Source organism: Pseudomonas sp. NBRC 111133 (genome assembly GCF_001320605.1).
Lineage (GTDB): Bacteria > Pseudomonadota > Gammaproteobacteria > Pseudomonadales > Pseudomonadaceae > Aquipseudomonas > Aquipseudomonas monteilii.
In genome coordinates this window covers 1-17,973 of sequence record NZ_BCBJ01000043.1, presented here as the reverse complement: position 1 = coordinate 17,973, position 17,973 = coordinate 1, and the positions used below count along the sequence as shown (strand labels likewise).

Here is a 17,973-nt window from a genome sequence, read left to right as displayed (position 1 = left end):
TTTCTAGCGGGCGGTAAGGTGCAGGGCCAGTTGCACCAGGCCGATCAGGACGGCAATGAACACCAGGGTGAACAGCGTCCCCAGTGCGATGAAATGGCTGGCTTTGCCGTGGGTAAAGTCGCGGGCGCGGTTCTTGCCGCTTTGCACGCCGAAGGCGGCGGCGAGAATGCTGTGCAGCATCTGCCAGAAGGTAGGCGGTTTGCCCTGGCTGGAATCGTCCATGGTGGCTCCTGAAGAATCAGAGGCAATCAGGGACAGTGTAGGCAATGGCTATGGGGTTGCCTGTGCCGGCCTCTTCGCGGTTTTACCCGCGAAGAAGCCAGCGCGGTGTTAGCTGTCGTACCCGAGGTTAGGCGCCAGCCAGCGCTCGCTCACGCTCACATCCTGGCCTTTACGCGCGCTGTAGTTCTCGATCTGGTCCTTGTCCACCTTGCCCACGGCAAAGTATTGCGCCTGCGGGTGGGCAAAGTACCAGCCGCTGACCGCCGCCGCCGGGAACATCGCGAAGTGCTCGGTCAGGAACACGCCGCTCGGCCCGGTTTCGCCAATGGCGGTGCCATCGAGCAGGCGGAACAGGGTTTCCTTCTCGGTGTGGTCGGGGCAGGCCGGGTAGCCCGGGGCCGGGCGAATGCCGCTGTACTGCTCCTTGATCAGCGCCTCGTTGTCCAGCTGCTCGTCGCGGGCATAGCCCCAGTGCTCTTTACGCACCTGTTCGTGCAGCCACTCGGCGCAGGCTTCGGCCAGGCGGTCGGCCAGGGCCTTGACCATGATCGAGCTGTAGTCGTCGCCTTTGTCCTGGTAAGCCTTGGCCACTTCCTCGGCACCGATGCCTGCCGTGGTGATGAACCCGCCCACATAGTCGGTGACGCCGCTGGCTTTTGGCGCGACGAAGTCGGCCAGCGACCAGTTGGGCTTGCCGTCCGGCTTGATGGTTTGTTGGCGCAGGTGGTGCAGGGTGGCCAACGGCTGGCCATCCTCGCCGTACACCTCGATGTCGTCATCGGCGACCTGGTTGGCTGGCCAGAAGCCGAACACCGCGCGGGCGCTGATCAGCTTCTCGTCAATCAGCTTGTCGAGCATCTCTCGGGCATCCTTGTACAGCGCCGTGGCCGCCTCGCCGACCACTTCGTCGGTGAGGATGCGCGGGAACTTGCCGGCCAGGTCCCAGGAGATGAAGAACGGGGTCCAGTCGATGTATTCGGCCAGGGTGCGCAGGTCGATGTCTTCCAGCACCTTGACGCCGGTGAAGGAGGGCACCGCTGGCTGGTAGCTGGCCCAGTCGTATTGCGGCTTGGCGGCGATGGCCTGGCTGTAGCTCAGGCGCTCGGTGCGGGCGCTGCGGTTGGCGGTGCGCTCGCGTACTTCCACGTATTCCTGGCGGGTTTTCTCGACGAAGCCCGGCTTGAGTTCCTTGGACAGCAGCTGGGTGGCAACGCCTACCGCACGCGAGGCGTCGGTAACGTAGATGACCGCATCGTTGCTGTACTTCGGCTCGATCTTGACCGCAGTGTGCGCCTTGGAGGTGGTAGCGCCGCCGATCATCAGTGGCAGCTCGAAGCCCTGGCGCTGCATTTCACGGGCAACGTGCACCATCTCGTCCAGCGACGGGGTGATCAGGCCGGACAGGCCGATGATGTCGCACTTCTGTTCGCGGGCGGTTTGCAGGATTTTTTCGGCTGGCACCATCACGCCGAGGTCGACGATGTCGTAGCCGTTACAGCCCAGTACCACGCCGACGATATTCTTGCCGATGTCGTGGACGTCGCCTTTGACCGTGGCCATCAGGATCTTGCCCTTGGCTTCCGGCTTGTCGCCTTTTTCGGCCTCGATGAACGGGATCAGGTGCGCCACGGCCTGCTTCATCACGCGGGCCGACTTGACCACCTGGGGCAGGAACATTTTGCCCGCGCCGAACAGGTCGCCGACCACGTTCATGCCGTTCATCAGCGGGCCTTCGATCACTTCGATCGGGCGTGCGCACTGCTGGCGGCATTCCTCGGTGTCTTCGACGATGAACGCGGTGATGCCTTTGACCAGCGCATGCTCCAGGCGTTTTACCACCGGCAGCGAGCGCCATTCTTCGTTTTCCACTTCTTTGGTGGCGCCGCCGCCCCGGTAGTCGTCAGCGATCGCCAGCAGGGCGTCGGTGCCGTGCGGGGTGCGGTTGAGTACCACGTCCTCGACTTTTTCGCGCAGTGCAGCCGGGATTTCGTCGTAGATTTCCAGCTGCCCGGCGTTGACGATACCCATGGTCAGGCCGTTCTGGATCGCGTGGTACAGGAACACCGAGTGAATCGCCTCACGCACCGGGTTGTTGCCACGGAACGAGAACGACACGTTGGACACACCGCCCGAACTCAGCGCGTGGGGCAGGTGATCGCGGATGTAGGCACAGGCCTCGATGAAATCGACGGCGTAGTTGTTGTGCTCTTCGATACCGGTGGCGACGGCGAAGATGTTCGGGTCGAAGATGATGTCTTCCGGCGGGAAGCCCACTTCGTTGACCAGAATGTCATAGCTGCGCTGGCAGATTTCCTTCTTGCGCGCGGCGGTGTCGGCCTGGCCGACCTCGTCGAAGGCCATCACCACCACGGCAGCGCCATAACGCTTGCACAGGCGGGCGTGGTGCTTGAACTGCTCGACGCCTTCCTTCATGGAAATGGAGTTGACGATGCCTTTGCCCTGGATGCACTTGAGGCCCGCTTCGATCACGTCCCACTTGGACGAGTCGATCATGATCGGCACGCGGGAAATGTCCGGCTCACCGGCGATCAGGTTGAGGAAGCGGACCATGGCGGCCTGGGAGTCGAGCATCCCTTCGTCCATGTTGATGTCGATCACCTGGGCGCCGGCCTCGACCTGCTGCAGGGCGACTTCCAGCGCTTCGGTGTAGTTCTCTTCACGGATCAGCCGGGCGAACTTGGCGGAGCCGGTGATGTTGGTGCGCTCGCCGACGTTGACGAACAGCGACTGGCGGTCGATGGTGAACGGCTCCAGGCCCGACAGGCGGCAGGCCTTGGCGATTTCCGGGATCTCACGCGGCTTGTACTTGGCCACGGCTTCGGCAATGGCCTGGATGTGGCCTGGGGTGGTACCACAGCAGCCGCCGATGATGTTCAGGAAGCCGCTGGCGGCGAACTCCTCGACCACCGCAGCCATTTCCGCCGGGGTCTCGTCGTATTCACCGAAGGCGTTCGGCAGGCCGGCGTTGGGGTGGGCCGAAACATGAGTGTCGGCTTTGGTCGCCAGCTCTTCCAGGTACGGGCGCAGGTCCTTGGCGCCGAGGGCGCAGTTCAGGCCCACGGAAATCGGCTTGGCGTGGCGCACCGAGTTCCAGAACGCTTCGGTGGTCTGGCCGGACAGGGTACGGCCGGAGGCGTCGGTGATGGTGCCGGAGATCATGATCGGCAGTTCGACGTTGTCGTCCTCGAACACTTGCTGCACGGCGAAGATCGCCGCCTTGGCGTTGAGGGTGTCGAAGATGGTTTCGATCAGGATCAGGTCGGCGCCGCCCTCGATCAGGCCGCGGGTGGCCTCGATGTAGTTTTCGACCAGCTCATCGAAGGTGACGTTGCGGTAGCCAGGGTCGTTGACGTCCGGGGAAATCGAGCAGGTGCGGCTGGTAGGGCCGAGCACGCCGGCAACGAAGCGCGGCTTGTCGGGGGTTTCCAGGGTCTTGGCGTCGGCCACCTGGCGGGCGATGCGCGCGCCTTCGACGTTCAGTTCGTAGACCAGCGACTCCATGCCGTAGTCGGCCTGGGAAATCTGCGTGGCGTTGAAGGTGTTGGTTTCGAGAATATCGGCGCCGGCATCCAGGTAGGCTTTCTCGATGGCGGCGATCACGTCCGGGCGGCTGAGCAGCAACAGGTCGTTGTTACCTTTGACATCGCTTGGCCAATCGGCGAAACGCGTGCCACGATAGTCGTGTTCCTCGAGACGGTAGCTTTGGATCATAGTACCCATGCCGCCGTCGAGGATCAGGATGCGCTCTTTGAGTGCGTTCTGGAGTGCTTGGAGACGAGCGCTGCGGTCGGACATAGGAACTACCTGGTCGGGCAAATATCAGAAGGTGCGGAATCATAACAAAGCTGCGCGGTTTTTACGCACATCGCCCATTTGCATGAAAACTGCTCATGTTGTTGGGGCGATTACCAGCACCCAAGGACGACCAGGCACAATCGTGATGGCTTTCAAGAACCAGGACTTTTCGCACATGGTGCATCGTATCCTTGCCGGCGCCTTCGCCCTGCTCATCAGCGGCGCGGTGTTCGGGCAAGCCCCCCACTCGAGCCCGGCTATTTCCTACACCCGGGACATTCAACCGATCTTCACCGAGAAGTGTGTAGCCTGCCACGCCTGCAACGACGCGGCCTGCCAACTTAAGCTGGAAAGCCCCGAAGGCGCGGTGCGCGGAGCCAGCAAGGTCCCGGTTTATGAGGGCGATCGCAGCAAGGCGGTGCCCACCACGCGGCTGTTCTACGACGCCCACAGCGAAGAGCAATGGCGCAAGAAGGGCTTCTACTCGGTGCTCGACAACCAGGGCAGCCAGGCCGCACTGATGGCGCGCATGCTGGAACTGGGGCACAAGACCCCGCTCACGCCCAACGCCAAGTTGCCCGAGGACATCGTCCTGGGCCTGAGCCGCAACAACATGTGCCCGTTGCCCCATGAATTCGACGCCTATGCTGGCGCCCACCCCAAAGAAGGCATGCCGTTGGCGGTGACCGGGCTGACCGACAAGGAATACGACACCATGCGCCGCTGGCTGGCGGCCGGTGCGCCGGTGGAATACCAGCCGATCAAGCCGAGCGAAACGGAAGCCAGACAGATCGCTGATTGGGAAGAACTGCTCAACCGCCCGGGTTCCACCGAGGCGCTGGTCGGCCGCTGGCTGTACGAGCACCTGTTCCTGGCGCACATCTACTTCGTTGGCGGCGAGCAGGGCCACTTCTTTCAGTGGGTGCGTTCACGCACGCCGAGCGGCCAGCCGGCCGACATCATTGCCACGCGCCGTCCCAACGACCCGCCGGGCACCGACTTCTACTATCGGTTGATCCCGGTGCAGGGTGTGATCGTGCACAAGACGCACATCACCTACCCGATGGGGCCGCAGAAACTCAAACGGGTGAAGCAGCTGTTCTATGCCGGCGACTGGCACGCCACCGCACTGCCGGGTTACGGCCCGCGTCACCGGGCCAACCCGTTCGAAACCTTCGAGGCGATCCCGGCAGTGGCGCGTTACCAGTTCATGCTGGATAACGCCGAATACTTCGTACGCACCTTCATCCGGGGCCCGGTGTGCCGTGGGCAGATCGCCACTGACGTGATCCGCGATAACTTCTGGGCGCTGTTCCAGGAGCCGGCCTTCGACCGTTACATCACCGACGCCAAATACCGTGGCGAGGCCACGCCGCTGCTGGCCATGCCGGGCCAGATCGATGACGTGGGCAGCGTGCTGAGCCTGTGGCACGCCTACCGCGACAAACGCAACGAGTACGAAAAGCTGCGCCGTGACGCCTACGCCGACATGCCGGCACCGGGCTGGTCGACCTTGTGGGCCGGTAACGACAACGCGTTGCTGAGCATCTTCCGCCACTTCGACAGCGCCTCGGTGAGCAAGGGCCTGATCGGTGACGTGCCGTTGACCGTGTGGTTGTTCGACTACCCGTTGTTCGAGCGCACCTATTACCAGTTGGCGGTCAACTTTGACGTGTTCGGCAATGTTTCGCACCAATTGCAGACGCGCCTGTATTTCGACCTGATTCGCAACGGTGCCGAGGTCAACTTCTTGCGCCTGATGCCGGCCGACCAGCGCAAGGCGATCCTGGGTGATTGGTACCAGAACAGCGGCAAGGTGAAGATGTGGATGGACTATGAGGACATCGACACCGACACCCCGAGTGGCATCCAGCTTGACCCGCGCAACCCCAAGCGCGACTTTGGCCTGAAGCTGTTGCAGCGCACCGGCAGCCTGAATGCCACGCCCGACCCGATCAACCGCTGCCAGGGCGCGTTCTGCTCACGGCCGCAGATGAGCGAAGAGTTCCGCAATGCCGAGCAGTCGCTCAGCCGCCTGGTGTCGCGCCCCGCTGCGGGGCTGAAGGTAATCAACCAGCTGCCCGAGGCAACCATGCTGCGTATCGAAGGGCAGGGCGGCCAGCGCCAGGTGTACAGCCTGCTGCGCAACCGTGCGCACAGCAACGTGGCGTTCCTGCTGGGTGAGGCGTACCGCTATCAGCCGGGGCTGGATACCTTGACGTTGGCCCCGGGCGTGCTCAGCAGCTACCCGAACTTCATCTTCAACATCCCGACCAAGGATGTGGCGGAGTTCGTCGAGGACATGGAGTATGCGAAAGATGACCCGGCGAAGTTCGAGCGCATCGTCATGCGCTGGGGCGTGCGCCGTAGTCACCCTGAGTTCTGGCGTTACTTCCATGACTTGAACAGCTTCATCAAGGAGACCCAGCCGGTGGAGGCGGGGGTGCTGGACATGAACCGCTACGAGAACCTCTGATCGGGTAGGCTGACCTTTCCGAGTACCCTGCGGTCGGACAGGTTGGGTGGTCTGGGAGCTGTCATAGGCTCCCAAGGCCTCAACGCACCGGCAAGCGCAGGGTACTTCATGCTGTATTCGCTTCAGGCACTGCGGGCGTTCGCCGCCTGGGTGGTGGTCTGCCACCATTTCATGCAGATCTTCTTCGACTTCCACGCCACCGGCCCCATTGGCCAACTGCTTACCGACCGTGGCGCCGTAGGCGTCGACATCTTCTTCGTCATCAGCGGGCTGGTCATCTACCTGTCGACCCGCGACAAAACCATCGAACCGCGCCAGTTCCTGCTCAATCGGGTGCTGCGTATTGTGCCGGCCTACTGGTTCTACACCGCGTTGATGGCCCTGTTGCTGCTGGCTTTTAGCCAATGGATGCCACATCAGGTGTTCGCCTGGCATCATCTGGTCTTGTCGATGCTGTTCATCCCGGCAGAAAACCCCGGAGGCTATGGCCTGTACCCGACCCTGAACGTGGGTTGGACGCTGAACTTCGAGATGTTCTTCTACCTGCTGTTCGGCCTGGCCTTCCTGGTGCGCCAGCGTCATCACCTGTTGCTGGTTACCGCGGCCTTGTTGCTGGCCAGCGAGGTGCTGGGCCGGCTGGGTGTGCTAAGCCGCTTCTACAACAACGACATCATCTACGAGTTCTTGCTCGGCATCGGCCTGGGCGTGCTGTATCGCCGTGGGCTGATCCGGCAAGGGCGGTGGTTGCCGCTGGGCGTGCTGGTTGTGGCGGGCCTGGCCATTTATCACCTGGATGCGTCCCAGCGCTTGCTGCATTGGGGCCTGCCGAGCGCCATGATCGTGATGGCCTTCATCGCGCTGGAGCCGCTTTTTCAAGGCAACCGGCTGCTCAAGGCCTTGGGGGACTGCTCGTATTCGGTGTACCTGGTCCATGTGCTGGTGCTGTACGCCGGCTGGTTCGCCAGCCAGCGCCTGCAGTTGAACCCGTATCTGGTGTTTGCCCTGTGCGTGCCGTCCATTGGACTAATGTCGTGGTTCAGTTACCAGTGGCTGGAGCGGGGGCTGTACCGGCGCATGCAGGCCTGGCTGGCGGCGCCACGCGGGGCGGCCCCTGAATATGCGCTTTCCCGAGTCAAATACTAGGACTTTGTTCAATGAGCGGGTTGGCGTACACTTGGCGGCAAGTCTGTGAGGAACCTACATGAGCGCTATAACCATTACCGACGCCGCCCATGACTACCTGGCCGATCTGCTCTCCAAGCAGAATACGCCTGGCATCGGCATTCGCATTTTCATCACCCAGCCGGGCACCCAGTACGCCGAGACGTGCATTGCCTACTGCAAGCCGGGCGAAGAGAAGCCTGACGACACCGCCGTGGGTCTGAAGAGCTTCACCGCTTACTTGGATGCGGTCAGCGTGCCGTTCCTGGAAGACGCACTGGTTGACTACGCCACCGACCGCATGGGTGGTCAGCTGACCATCAAGGCGCCTAACGCCAAGGTGCCGATGGTCAACGATGACAGCCCGATCAACGAGCGCATCAACTACTACCTGCAGACCGAGATCAACCCGGGTCTGGCCAGCCACGGCGGCCAGGTCAGCCTGGTGGACGTGGTTGACGACGGCATCGCCGTGTTGCAGTTCGGTGGTGGTTGCCAAGGCTGCGGCCAGGCCGATGTCACCCTGAAGGAAGGTATCGAGCGCACCCTGCTTGAGCGTGTTCCGGAATTGAAGGGCGTGCGTGACGTGACCGACCACAGCCAGAAAGAGAACGCCTACTACTAAGCCAAAGGCGGCTCTCTAGCAACAAAGTGTTACGGTTTCAACCCCTGCGACAAAAGGCCGCAGCCCGTATTCAAAGGGTTGCAGGCCTTCCCCGCCTTGGTCGGGTAGAACCCCTTGGGGTGTCATGCCAGAATGCCCCGGTTTTTCAGCCGGCCCATCCCGAGGGCCGGCACCTTCCCTGTAAAGGATGGTTTCATGAATGATCTATATACCCGGCGCGCAGTTGTCGCCGGGATGGGCGTTCTCGGGCTTGGCCTGCTGGCAGGCTGCAGCCCGGCCCGGGGGCTCGAGTTCAAGTACGGCAAGAACATGAGCAACGAAATCCTCGGGCGCAAGTTCAGTCTCAAAGACCCGCAAGGTAACGTGCGCACCCTGTCGAGCTTCTACGGCAGCATGCCGATGGTGTTCTTCGGCTTCACCCAGTGCCCGGCCGTTTGCCCGACCACCCTGGCGCGTGCGGCGCAAATTCGCAAGTTGCTGCGTGGCCGTGACCGTGACCTGTTCCAGGTGGTGTTTATCACCCTGGACCCGGAACGTGACACGCCCGAAGTGCTCGATGCCTACGTCAAAGCCTTCGACCCCACGTTCACCGCACTCACGGGCACCCCCGAGGAAATCGCGGCGGTGGCCAAGGAGTTCAAGGTGTTCTACGAAAAGGTTCCGGCCGGCGACACCTACACCATCTCTCACTCGTCCACCAGCTACGTCTACGATACGCGTGGCACCCTGCGCCTGAGCCTGGGCCATTCCCTGAACGCCAAGGAATGTGCCGAAGACCTGGTCACCCTGATGGAGATCTGCTGAATGTCGATGCAACCGATCAAACGCGGCCTGGCTGCCCTGGCACTGATGGGCCTGGCCCTGCCAGCCCTGGCCCAGACCACCGTGAGTGAGGCCTGGGTGCGTGCCAGCGTGCCGCACCAGCAGTCCACCGGTGCGTTCATGACCCTCACCGCCAGCAGCGACAGCAAGCTGGTGAGCGTGGCTTCGCCTGTGGCCAAGACCGTGCAGGTGCATGAGATGACCATGAACGGTGACGTGATGGGCATGCGTGAGGTGAAGTCTGTCGAGCTGCCGGCTGGCAAGGCCGTCACCCTCGACCCGAATGGCCTGCATGTGATGCTGATGGGCCTGAACAATCAGGTGAAGGAAGGCGAGAAAGTGCCACTGACCCTGACCATCGAAGATGCCAAGGGCGGCAAGGAAACCGTGGACGTGCAGGCTGAAGTGCGTGCGCTCAACGCCGAGGCCGGCGGTGGGCATGACCACATGCACATGAAGCACTGACCGATCAAAGGGCCGCGTTTAGCGGCCCTTTTCTTTTCAGCCGTACCCTTCAGCTACGAAAGCGCGGCAGCGGCCTGTCGAGGGTCAGCGACGTCAGCGTCTTGCGGACCTGGGCTTCGTCGGCCTCCAGCGCCTTGAGGCTTGCGCGGATCTTGCCGGCGGCGGGCACATCGCCCTGCCGGTCGATCCAGTCGGCAATCTCCTTGCAGGCACTGCTCAGGCAGGCCTGGCGCTGGTTCATCAGCGACAGAAGGGTGGTGAGCTCTCTTTCGGACATGGCAGGATCCTCCCATTCAGCCTTGTCAGTGTAGCAGAGGGTTGGCGGGGCTCCTGATGGCTTTGCAGAAGGTGCCGAGGCCGCCAAAATCACTACTCTGTCGTTTAAGTAACACACAGTTACTTATCTGCAAGAGTAAACACAGTGTTTAAAGTGGATGCCGCTACGTCGGTAGCGGCACGAATTTTTGCGAGCTGACGAGATGTGCTGAGCCGTTCTGTCGCGCGGCTGGGCAGCGGCAGGTCTGATTGCGTCAATAGTGAGTGAGCGTAGGCGTATTCGGAGCCTCACTATTAGCTGTGCTGGCAGCGCCTGTGTTGTTACAACTTTGGCGTTGAGCCCAGCCGCGGATGAGCTCTAGATTCAGTTGCTCTATACCGCTGGCTGAGGAAAGCAACGATTATGCAGGCGTTGAGTCTTAACTCCGGAACGCGTTCACTGGCATTGGGCTATTGCTTTTCCAAGTGTGGTGAATTTGCCTTCGAAGCGGCATTTGCCGTGACCATCGTGCTCATCACCGAGGCGGATTTGTTGTTGATTGGCGTCGCGTATTTCTTCCGCTACTTGCCGAGCATGGTGTTTTCTCCCTTGGCTGGTTGGCTGGCAGATAACGCTGATAAGAAGCGAACGCTGTTTGCGGTCGAGGCGGCCAAATGCCTTCTGGCACTTGCCTTCTTTGCCCTGTTCAGTTGGTTCACGCCGACATTGCCCGTGTTGGTGGCTTTCGTGATGGTCATGACTGCGCTTGAATGTCTGTATGTGCCTACGTTTCGCGCATACTTTCCGGATCTCGTCGAAAAGAGCCAACTGGCTTCAGTCAACAGTGGTATTCAGGTGATCGAAGATGCAGCCTCGATTATCGGGCCGCTGGTGTTTTCGGCCTGCGTGTTGCTTTTATCTCGCGATGCAACCTTTTTGTTCTTTGCGATATGCCTGGTGTTGTCTTTTATTTCCATTGCTACCGTGGGGCCTTCCAGCCAAGGCGTCCGTCAGGCATTCGATGGGCGTGTCATATTTAGCGATACCGTGCGCAGCGTGAATCAGCTCAAGGCCAGCAATGTCCCGCTATTTGCCGTTATTGGCTGTACTACGCTCTGTGCGATGTTCGCCACATCGGTGATTCGCTTCATCCTCCCGGCGGCGGTGTTGGAACACTTTGCCTCTGAGGCTGCGGTGGGTTACGTATTTTCACTGCTTGCGGCAGGCACCGTGCTGGGGGGCGTGCTCTACACGCGCTTCAATCCGCGCACCACTGCACGGTTGGTGCTGCGCTATTGGGTGGTTTACGGCGCACTGTTTTTTTCGGCTGCAGTAGCGCTGCAATTCAATACCTGGTTGTTCCTGCTGATCCTCTTCCTGGTTGGCTTCATCGGAGCATTTGTCGATATCGCTATCGTGACAAACATCCAGTGTTTGTCGAATGAGCACGAAGTTGGCAGGAACTTTTCCCTTTATTACTTCACGGCCGTCATTGGGGATGCTGTTTCAGGGCTGGTTGCCAGCATGGTCTTCCTGCTTGCGGGGTCAGCAACCTTCATCTGGATGACGCTCATGCTGTTCATCGCACCGGTACGCTGGAACCTGAAAGGACGTGCCCTTGATACCGACAATACGGCGTAACGCGACGCTCGGTAGTGGCACGTGGAGGTAGGCTTGAGCGGGTATTGCGATGCCTCAGGCGGGTGTTGAAGATTGAGCACAAGCCTGCCGATACGCCCCCGGTGTCACCCCATACGCCTGCTTGAACTGCCGGCTCAAATGGCTCTGGTCAGCAAACCCCAGGTCAAACGCCACTTCCGAACCGACCAGGCCGCTCTTCAGCATTTCCCGGGCGCGGGCCAGGCGGCGTTGTTTCAACCAGGCATGTGGCGGCAGGCCGGTGGCCTGGCGGAATACCCGTGCGAAGTGGAACGGTGACAGGTTGACTGCGGCGGCCAGCGCTTCGAGCGAGGGTGGGTCGGCCAATTGGCTTTCCAGCAGTTCGCGGGCGCGGGCCACGGCCAGGGGTTCGTGGCCGGGGGCTGAAGGCTCGGCGCATTGCCCATGACGCTGCACCAGGGCCAGCACCGCCTGGCGCCAGGCGGTCTGTTGCTGCAGGGCGCTGGCGCCGGCTTCGGACAGCTGATGCAGCTGGCTGAAGGCGATGGCCAGGGCAGGGTCCTGGATGACGCTGTCCTTGAACCTGGGCATGCCGTGACGGCCCAGTTCCAGCTCGTCGAGCACGCCGGTTACCCGCTCGTGCTCGGGGTAGAAACCGCGATAACGCCAGCCCGCTTCATGGGCTGTGGCACCGGTATGCAGCTCGTCAGGGTTGATCAGCACCATGCTGCCAACCGGCGCCAAGTGCTCGCTGCCTCGGTGCCAGAAGCGCTGCGCCCCGGATTCGATCACGGTGAACACATAGCCTTCGTGCACATGCGGGGCGAAACGCTGCTGGAAATAACGCGCGTGCAGCATCTCGACGTCGCCCAGTGCCGGCGCCTGCCAGAGGTGTGTCTGCTCGCGCAGGGGCGTGCTCATGCCAGCCAGCTGCGCAGGAAGAAGAAGATCAACATGCTCACCAGCATGCTCAGCAATACGCTGCGGGTCAACAGCACCAGGGCGATGGCCACCAGTGAGCCCAGCAGGTAGGGGTTGAGCAGGCTCAGGTTGAGCTGGTGCTCGGGCATGAAGATGATCGGGCCGCAGATGGCGGTGAGCATGCCCGGCACGGCAAAGGCAAGGAACTGCCTGGCGTTGGAGCTCAGACGCAAGGGTAGGCGCGGCTCCAAGAATGCATAGCGGTTGAGGAACACGATGGCGCCCATGGCAAAGATCAGGATCCAGGTCATGCTCGGGCTCCGGCAAATTTCTGGCAGATGAACCCGGCGCCCATACCCAGCAGGCCTGCGGCCACCAGGGCGGTCTCCCAGTGCCAATGGCTGAACAATACCGAGCAGAACAACGACACAGCTACGCACACCACCGTGGGCAGGTTGCGCACCAGCGGTGCGATCAGGGCGACGAAGGTGGCGACGATGGAGAAGTCCAGGCCGAACTGGTCCAGGTGTGGAATGTTCTTGCCCAGCAGGATGCCGGCCAGGGTAAACAGGTTCCAGGCAATATAGAAGGTCAGGCCCACCCCCAGGGCGTACCAGCGGTTGAACTGCTGTTGGTCGTACTGGCTGGTCAGGGCGAAGAATTCGTCGGTCAGCAGAAAACCAAGGCCCAGGCGCCAGCGCAGCGGCTGGCTGGACAGTACCGGGCGCATCGACAGGCCGTACAGCAGGTGCTGCGAGGTCAGCAGCAGGGTGGTGAGCAGGATCGACGCCAGGTTGGCGCCGCCTTTGAGCATGCCGATGGCCACCAGTTGCGCGGCGCCAGCGAAGACGATGGCCGACAGCCCTTGCCCTTCCCAGGCAGTGAGGTTGGCTTCGATGGCCATGGAGCCGGCCAGCAGCCCCCAGGGGGCGACGGCCAGGGACAGGGGAAGAATGGCGATGGCGCCGTGGAGAAAGGCTTGGCGGGCGATGTGGGGCATGATGGCTGCAATGCTTTACGTGGTAGGCCAGCATGCCAGAAGGGGTAGGAGCATGGCTTGAACGATCTTGCTGGTCTATCGCCTGCCGCGCGCAGTCCCTTGTAGCAGCGCGTTAGCTCGGTGGATTATGGATGGCGGGTCAGATGCTGTTGTGCTGTCACACAGCCATTGATGTCCACGGCCTTCTGCAGCAGGGTCAGGCGGTGCTGCGGGTCGAGGTCGCCGAGCAGGCGGTACACTTCGGCCTGGTAGTCACGCTGGCGCCCCCACAGCATGTCCAGGCCTTGTGGCCGGCTGCGGTTGCAGGTCAGGCGGGTGGCCGGTTGCGGGTAGTAGGGGGCGTACACGGTGGCCATGCTGGGGATGGCTTCCAGCGCTGCGCGGTACTCGCTGCTGACGTTGTAGGGCCGGCACCAGGTGGCGATGGCCGGCGCGGGTGCGGCAAACCCCTGCTGGAGGCTGGCCACGAGTAACGGGCAGGCGGCATCCGGAATTTGCGCGACGGGCAGGTACGTGATGTAGTACAGCGCCAGGCGGTACTGCGCGACCGGGTGGCCCAGCTCGACCGATTTTTTCAGCAGGGCTACCGCTGTCGGCAAGGTGTGGGCCAGGGCCTGGCCCTGGCGGCTGAGCTCGGGGTCGCCGCCAACGGCTGTGCGCAGAGTATCGGCGTTGTCGCTCTGGTTGTCGGCCTGCTCCAGCAACGGCAAAGCCTGGCGGTAGAGCAGGTCGGCATGAGGGTCGATGCGCACCTCCAGCGCGTGCGCAGCCAGCGGCATCAGGGCGATCAACAGCGGGGGCAGGCGTCGCATGCGGCTCACAGGCAAGCCCCATGGGCGGCCAGGCAAGGATGGACGGCTTCGATGTTCATGGCGGTCAAGCGTGCGCCTCGGCAAATCGGAACGACGACGTATTCTAGCCACCCAGGCGGGCGGCCGGAAGACCACCTGGCAACTGTCAGACGAGCTTGATCGGCGTGACCTTGCGCAGGGCGTGTTTTTCCTGGGCCAGACCGAGTTTGGCGGTGATCACCTTTGCCAGGGCATTGTTGCCCAGATCGTTCAGGTGCAGGCGGTCGATGAACAGGTCGGCCCCGAACACGGGTGAGCTGTTGAGCATGCAGTTCATGTCGTAGCAAGGCACAGGGTCGGCCTGGCTCTTGATGCGGCGGAAAAACGCCGAATGCAACTGGCTGTCGAATGCACCCTCCAGCAGCCGGTCGAAGTTCGCCGGTTTTTGCTGCAGCGCGGTCAGCATGGCCTGTTCACCGGCAGGCAGGGTATCCCGGCACCAGGGCAGCAACGGCTGCAGAATGAAGGTGAGGGTGGCGTGGCTGTCTGCCAGTAGCCGGTCCCATTGGCGCAAGGTACGGCCAATGTTATCGGCAGCACGGGCCAGGCGCTTTTCCGGGGGCGACAGCGGCCAGCTGACCGGGGCGGCGACCACAGGGGTGGCCAGCGCCTGACGGATACGCCGCCACAGCGACTGCCGACGGGGTGGTGCGGCGGGCTGCATGCCTTCGCTGAAACTGTTGAGAAAGTCCTGGTAGGCCTTGGCGTGCTGCGGGCCGTTGAGGTTGGCGAGGACTTCACTGAGGGCTTCGTGGGCCAGGCTGTTGAGGCCGCTGAGCACCACCACGTGGCCGAGCTGGCCAAGGCGGTGCTGGTGGGTCAGGAACATCAGCAGCTCCTGGCTGGCGTTGAGCCCGCAGCCGGCCAGGCTCAGCCAGACTTCGCCGGTGAGCATCGACAGGTGCGAGGCCACCGTGTGCTCGTCGGAGCTGGCGCCGATACCCAGGGCCGTGGAACCGCCGACCAGCAGGTTGATACGCGAAGCACCGCCGCGCTCGGCTGCGGAAAAGCGCTTGCCGGCGCAATGGCTGTAGCGCAGGCCGAGCGCATCGGTATTGATGGTGCCAGAGCGGTAGCCACTTTCGTGTACATGCACGGTGAGCGGGGCACGCCGGCTGCCCAGCAGCAGAAAGCGTTGGTAGTCCTGCTGCAACGGTGAAGGAGATGCGTTCATGTCAGTCACGGCCATGGTCGCTCCTTCGGTTGCGCCGAGTGTTGCGCTTCACGTTCAGGCTGCCAGCTCCTTGAGGTTGTACAGCAGGCCACCGGCGGCGATCAGCAGCAGGGCCACACCGGAAGCCAGGCTTATCATGCGGTTGCTCCGCTGCGAGGCGATCTTGCCGATGGCGAAGATGTACAGGCTGAGCACGGCAAAATCGATGGCCACCCACAGCAGCGACAGGACCACCATGCTTTTGCCGAACGACTCGGTGATCTGGATGAACTGCGGAAAGAAGGCGATGAAGAAAATGATGTCCTTCGGGTTGGAGATACCCACCATGAACCCTTGCAGCAGCCCGCCACGCCCAGCCTTGGGGGCTTCGCTCGCCGCTTCCGGGGCAGGCGCCTTCAGGGCTTCCCTCAACGTGCCCACCGCGATGTAGCCGATGAACAGGCAGCCCAGCAGGCTCATGGTGCTGAGCCAGGCCTTGTCGATGGCGGCGCTGGTGAGAATGATCCAGGCCGCTGCACCGATCAGCACCAGTGACGCCCAGTTGGTGCCGACGGCGGTAAACATGGCCTTGCGCGAACCGGAGGCGGCCGCAGTGTTGACGATCAGTGCCACCACCGGGCCGGGGGTAGCGATAAGCAGCAGGACAGTGAGGGCATAGGTGGCGGTAAGTGCGGTATTCACGGTCAGTTCTCGATCAGTATGTCGGTTGCCGCCGGGTGTGCGGCATGGGCGTGGAATGGGCAGCGCGACGGGTTGAGCGACCCCGCCTCCTGAAGTTGGTACTGCTTCCACTCGTAGTTGTCGGCATCGCCGAAGAAGCCGAGGGTGTCAGGTACGACACCGTCGTTGTAATGGTGCACGCGTTCGCGAATGCGCTCGCGGATTTTCCTGCCGCTCTCGGTATTGGCGTTGGCCACTTCGTCGAAGTTTTCCCGTGGGTTGATGACGAAGGTGATGTGCTGGCCCAGGTTGCGGCTTTTCATTTGCTGGTGGCCGGGGAAGTTCATGTTGATGAACAGGGGCATGCCGGCATAGCAGAACGACCAGGCGGTGTCGTCGGGGTCGGTGGGAATGCCTTGCGGCCACGGGTGTGGGTCGCGCGCATGTACGCCACGCAACACTTTCCAGGCCAGCGCCTGTTGTTCGGCCAGGGTGCTGCCCGCTGCCGTTTCGAGAAACACCACCAGTGGGCTGCTGATGCGCTGTTTGGGTTTGATCGGCGTGACGGTGCGCACGTAGTCGGCCAGCCCTTGGGCGATGTTATCGGCCAGCTGCTCGGCGCCGGCGAAAAGAATATGGCAGGTTTCGCCGTTGACCGCCTTGCGGCCGAACAGGCAGGGGAAGTCAGGGTTGGCGAGAATACTGCGAAAATGCTCTATGGTCTTGTAAGTCCAGTGCTGCGTGTTCCAGACATGTTCATCGGCCAGCTCTAGCGCATCCAGGCGATAGCAATTTCCATATCCCGTAAACATGATTTCCCCAGGCGTAAATTTAATGAACGTTCAAGCCACATGCAGGCAGGATCTTGGTTATGTTTATTATTTACCTGCATTTTCCGAGACGCTCTTGACGTTGTAAAACGCGTGGAACTATGACCTACTATTAGTCTTACTCATGCTCGGGACGTCGCCATGTCGGAACGGATTCAGGCCTTGCACGCCCTGCGTGCCTTCGAGGTGGCCTCTCGCTATGGCTCCTTTACCCGCGCTGCGGAAGAGCTCGCCTTGACCCAGGGTGCGGTCAGCCATCACATCAAGACCCTGGAGGCCATGTTCGGCTGCGACCTGTTCGAACGCCGTGGCCCCAAGCTCAGCCTGACCGAGCACGGCCGCCTGCTGGCGCAAGAGCTGAAAGTGGGCTTCAAGATCATCGAAAATGCCTGCGCATTGCTGCGCCAGGACCGCTATGGCCTGCGCCTGAAGGCCCCGTCCACGCTCACTGTGCGGTGGCTGCTGCGGGCATTGGATGCCTTCAAGAAGCACGAGGACAACTGCAGCGTGCAGTTGTCCAGCGTGTGGATGGACATCGACAGCGTGGACTTCTATTCCGAGCCCTACGACTGCGCCATCCTGTTGGCCAACGGGCGCTTTCCAGCCGATATCGAGAGCTTCAAGCTGTTCGATGAATGGCTGATCCCCGTGTGCCACCCCGACTACATGGCGCAAGCGCAGCCGGCCCTGGCCGACCTGACCCAGTGCGAATTCCTGCACCCGTCCCCGGACCGCCGTGACTGGCGGCGGTGGCTGGCGCGCATGGATGCGCTGGATATCAGCATCGATCAGGGGCAAGTGTTCGATACCCTCGACCAGGGTATTTCAGCCGCCCAGCAAGGCCTGGGTATTTCGGTGGTCGACCTGGTACTGGCCAGCGCCGACCTGGCGGCCGGGCGCCTGGTCACACCGTTCAAGCACGCCGTGGCCACCGGCGACGGCTACTACATGACCTGGCTCAAGGCCAGCCCCAAGGCGCGGCAAATGCACAAGCTGCGTGACTTCCTGCTCGGCCAGGTGCCGCCGCTGGCCTGCAAGGACATCAACTACCTGTACGGTTGAACACCCGCTCGA

Annotated in this window: 17 protein-coding genes; 7 read left to right on the top strand and 10 right to left on the bottom strand. The window is 62.1% G+C overall.

The window, feature by feature from the left end:
* Positions 1 to 3 precede the first annotated feature (3 nt).
* Positions 4 to 222, bottom strand: a complete 219-nt coding sequence (locus APH36_RS08465) for a DUF2970 domain-containing protein (protein ID WP_012271636.1) — start codon at positions 220 to 222, stop codon at positions 4 to 6.
* Between the two features lie 108 nt (positions 223 to 330).
* Positions 331 to 4,038: a methionine synthase gene (metH, locus tag APH36_RS08460; protein WP_060498265.1), complete on the bottom strand. Its 3,708-nt coding sequence runs from the start codon at positions 4,036 to 4,038 to the stop codon at positions 331 to 333.
* A gap of 175 nt (positions 4,039 to 4,213) precedes the next feature.
* Between metH and APH36_RS08455 the strand changes: the two genes are divergently transcribed.
* The 5 genes from APH36_RS08455 (at position 4,214) to APH36_RS08435 (ending at position 9,587) form a co-directional block, all read left to right on the top strand.
* Entirely contained in the window at positions 4,214 to 6,514 is a 2,301-nt protein-coding gene (locus APH36_RS08455) for a fatty acid cis/trans isomerase (protein ID WP_060498408.1), read from the top strand.
* Positions 6,515 to 6,622: 108 nt separating this feature from the next.
* Positions 6,623 to 7,657: an acyltransferase gene (locus tag APH36_RS08450; protein WP_060498264.1), complete on the top strand. Its 1,035-nt coding sequence runs from the start codon at positions 6,623 to 6,625 to the stop codon at positions 7,655 to 7,657.
* Positions 7,658 to 7,715: 58 nt separating this feature from the next.
* Positions 7,716 to 8,300: a Fe-S biogenesis protein NfuA gene (nfuA, locus tag APH36_RS08445; protein ID WP_060498263.1), complete on the top strand. Its 585-nt coding sequence runs from the start codon at positions 7,716 to 7,718 to the stop codon at positions 8,298 to 8,300.
* A 195-nt stretch (positions 8,301 to 8,495) separates the two neighbouring features.
* A complete protein-coding gene (locus APH36_RS08440; RefSeq protein ID WP_016714700.1) occupies positions 8,496 to 9,104 on the top strand; it encodes an SCO family protein in 609 nt (202 codons plus the stop codon).
* A complete protein-coding gene (locus tag APH36_RS08435; protein ID WP_060498262.1) occupies positions 9,105 to 9,587 on the top strand; it encodes a copper chaperone PCu(A)C in 483 nt (160 codons plus the stop codon).
* 49 nt (positions 9,588 to 9,636) lie between these two features.
* On the opposite strand, the gene APH36_RS08430 is transcribed toward APH36_RS08435, so the two are convergent.
* On the bottom strand, positions 9,637 to 9,864 hold the full coding sequence (locus APH36_RS08430) for a hypothetical protein (protein WP_003250422.1): 228 nt from the start codon (positions 9,862 to 9,864) through the stop codon (positions 9,637 to 9,639).
* A gap of 402 nt (positions 9,865 to 10,266) precedes the next feature.
* Between APH36_RS08430 and APH36_RS08425 the strand changes: the two genes are divergently transcribed.
* Positions 10,267 to 11,484: an MFS transporter gene (locus APH36_RS08425; protein ID WP_060498261.1), complete on the top strand. Its 1,218-nt coding sequence runs from the start codon at positions 10,267 to 10,269 to the stop codon at positions 11,482 to 11,484.
* Positions 11,485 to 11,538: 54 nt separating this feature from the next.
* Here APH36_RS08425 and APH36_RS08420 read toward each other — a convergent pair whose 3' ends face one another.
* The 7 genes from APH36_RS08420 to APH36_RS08390 all read right to left on the bottom strand — a co-directional run bounded on the left by APH36_RS08420 (position 11,539) and on the right by APH36_RS08390 (position 16,881).
* The gene (locus tag APH36_RS08420; protein WP_060498260.1) at positions 11,539 to 12,384 is read right to left on the bottom strand and encodes an AraC family transcriptional regulator; all 846 of its coding nucleotides are present in this window, start codon (positions 12,382 to 12,384) and stop codon (positions 11,539 to 11,541) included.
* A complete protein-coding gene (locus tag APH36_RS08415) occupies positions 12,381 to 12,695 on the bottom strand; it encodes an AzlD domain-containing protein (RefSeq protein ID WP_060498259.1) in 315 nt (104 codons plus the stop codon). Before APH36_RS08415 ends, APH36_RS08420 begins: the two co-directional genes overlap by 4 nt.
* Positions 12,692 to 13,384: an AzlC family ABC transporter permease gene (locus APH36_RS08410; RefSeq protein WP_060498258.1), complete on the bottom strand. Its 693-nt coding sequence runs from the start codon at positions 13,382 to 13,384 to the stop codon at positions 12,692 to 12,694. The genes APH36_RS08415 and APH36_RS08410 overlap by 4 nt, the downstream gene beginning before the upstream one ends.
* 125 nt (positions 13,385 to 13,509) lie before the next feature.
* A complete protein-coding gene (locus tag APH36_RS08405) occupies positions 13,510 to 14,205 on the bottom strand; it encodes a sel1 repeat family protein (RefSeq protein ID WP_060498257.1) in 696 nt (231 codons plus the stop codon).
* A 136-nt stretch (positions 14,206 to 14,341) separates the two neighbouring features.
* Positions 14,342 to 15,424 (bottom strand): hypothetical protein, encoded by a 1,083-nt coding sequence (locus APH36_RS08400; RefSeq protein WP_060498256.1) that lies wholly within the window; start codon positions 15,422 to 15,424, stop codon positions 14,342 to 14,344.
* A 39-nt stretch (positions 15,425 to 15,463) separates the two neighbouring features.
* Positions 15,464 to 16,090 (bottom strand): LysE family translocator, encoded by a 627-nt coding sequence (locus APH36_RS08395; RefSeq protein ID WP_060498255.1) that lies wholly within the window; start codon positions 16,088 to 16,090, stop codon positions 15,464 to 15,466.
* A 2-nt stretch (positions 16,091 to 16,092) separates the two neighbouring features.
* Positions 16,093 to 16,881, bottom strand: coding sequence for a YqcI/YcgG family protein (locus APH36_RS08390; protein WP_060498254.1), 789 nt, complete (start codon positions 16,879 to 16,881; stop codon positions 16,093 to 16,095).
* A gap of 159 nt (positions 16,882 to 17,040) precedes the next feature.
* Between APH36_RS08390 and APH36_RS08385 the strand changes: the two genes are divergently transcribed.
* The gene (locus APH36_RS08385) at positions 17,041 to 17,961 is read left to right on the top strand and encodes a LysR substrate-binding domain-containing protein (RefSeq protein WP_060498253.1); all 921 of its coding nucleotides are present in this window, start codon (positions 17,041 to 17,043) and stop codon (positions 17,959 to 17,961) included.
* Positions 17,962 to 17,973 lie beyond the last annotated feature (12 nt).

Coding starts and splice junctions, on each gene's coding strand:
- APH36_RS08465 (WP_012271636.1), bottom strand. CDS start 222: ATGGACGATTCCAGCCAGGGCAAACCGCCTACCTTCTGGCAGATGCTG.
- metH (WP_060498265.1), bottom strand. CDS start 4,038: ATGTCCGACCGCAGCGCTCGTCTCCAAGCACTCCAGAACGCACTCAAA.
- APH36_RS08455 (WP_060498408.1), top strand. CDS start 4,214: ATGGTGCATCGTATCCTTGCCGGCGCCTTCGCCCTGCTCATCAGCGGC.
- APH36_RS08450 (WP_060498264.1), top strand. CDS start 6,623: ATGCTGTATTCGCTTCAGGCACTGCGGGCGTTCGCCGCCTGGGTGGTG.
- nfuA (WP_060498263.1), top strand. CDS start 7,716: ATGAGCGCTATAACCATTACCGACGCCGCCCATGACTACCTGGCCGAT.
- APH36_RS08440 (WP_016714700.1), top strand. CDS start 8,496: ATGAATGATCTATATACCCGGCGCGCAGTTGTCGCCGGGATGGGCGTT.
- APH36_RS08435 (WP_060498262.1), top strand. CDS start 9,105: ATGTCGATGCAACCGATCAAACGCGGCCTGGCTGCCCTGGCACTGATG.
- APH36_RS08430 (WP_003250422.1), bottom strand. CDS start 9,864: ATGTCCGAAAGAGAGCTCACCACCCTTCTGTCGCTGATGAACCAGCGC.
- APH36_RS08425 (WP_060498261.1), top strand. CDS start 10,267: ATGCAGGCGTTGAGTCTTAACTCCGGAACGCGTTCACTGGCATTGGGC.
- APH36_RS08420 (WP_060498260.1), bottom strand. CDS start 12,384: ATGAGCACGCCCCTGCGCGAGCAGACACACCTCTGGCAGGCGCCGGCA.
- APH36_RS08415 (WP_060498259.1), bottom strand. CDS start 12,695: ATGACCTGGATCCTGATCTTTGCCATGGGCGCCATCGTGTTCCTCAAC.
- APH36_RS08410 (WP_060498258.1), bottom strand. CDS start 13,384: ATGCCCCACATCGCCCGCCAAGCCTTTCTCCACGGCGCCATCGCCATT.
- APH36_RS08400 (WP_060498256.1), bottom strand. CDS start 15,424: ATGGCCGTGACTGACATGAACGCATCTCCTTCACCGTTGCAGCAGGAC.
- APH36_RS08390 (WP_060498254.1), bottom strand. CDS start 16,881: ATGTTTACGGGATATGGAAATTGCTATCGCCTGGATGCGCTAGAGCTG.
- APH36_RS08385 (WP_060498253.1), top strand. CDS start 17,041: ATGTCGGAACGGATTCAGGCCTTGCACGCCCTGCGTGCCTTCGAGGTG.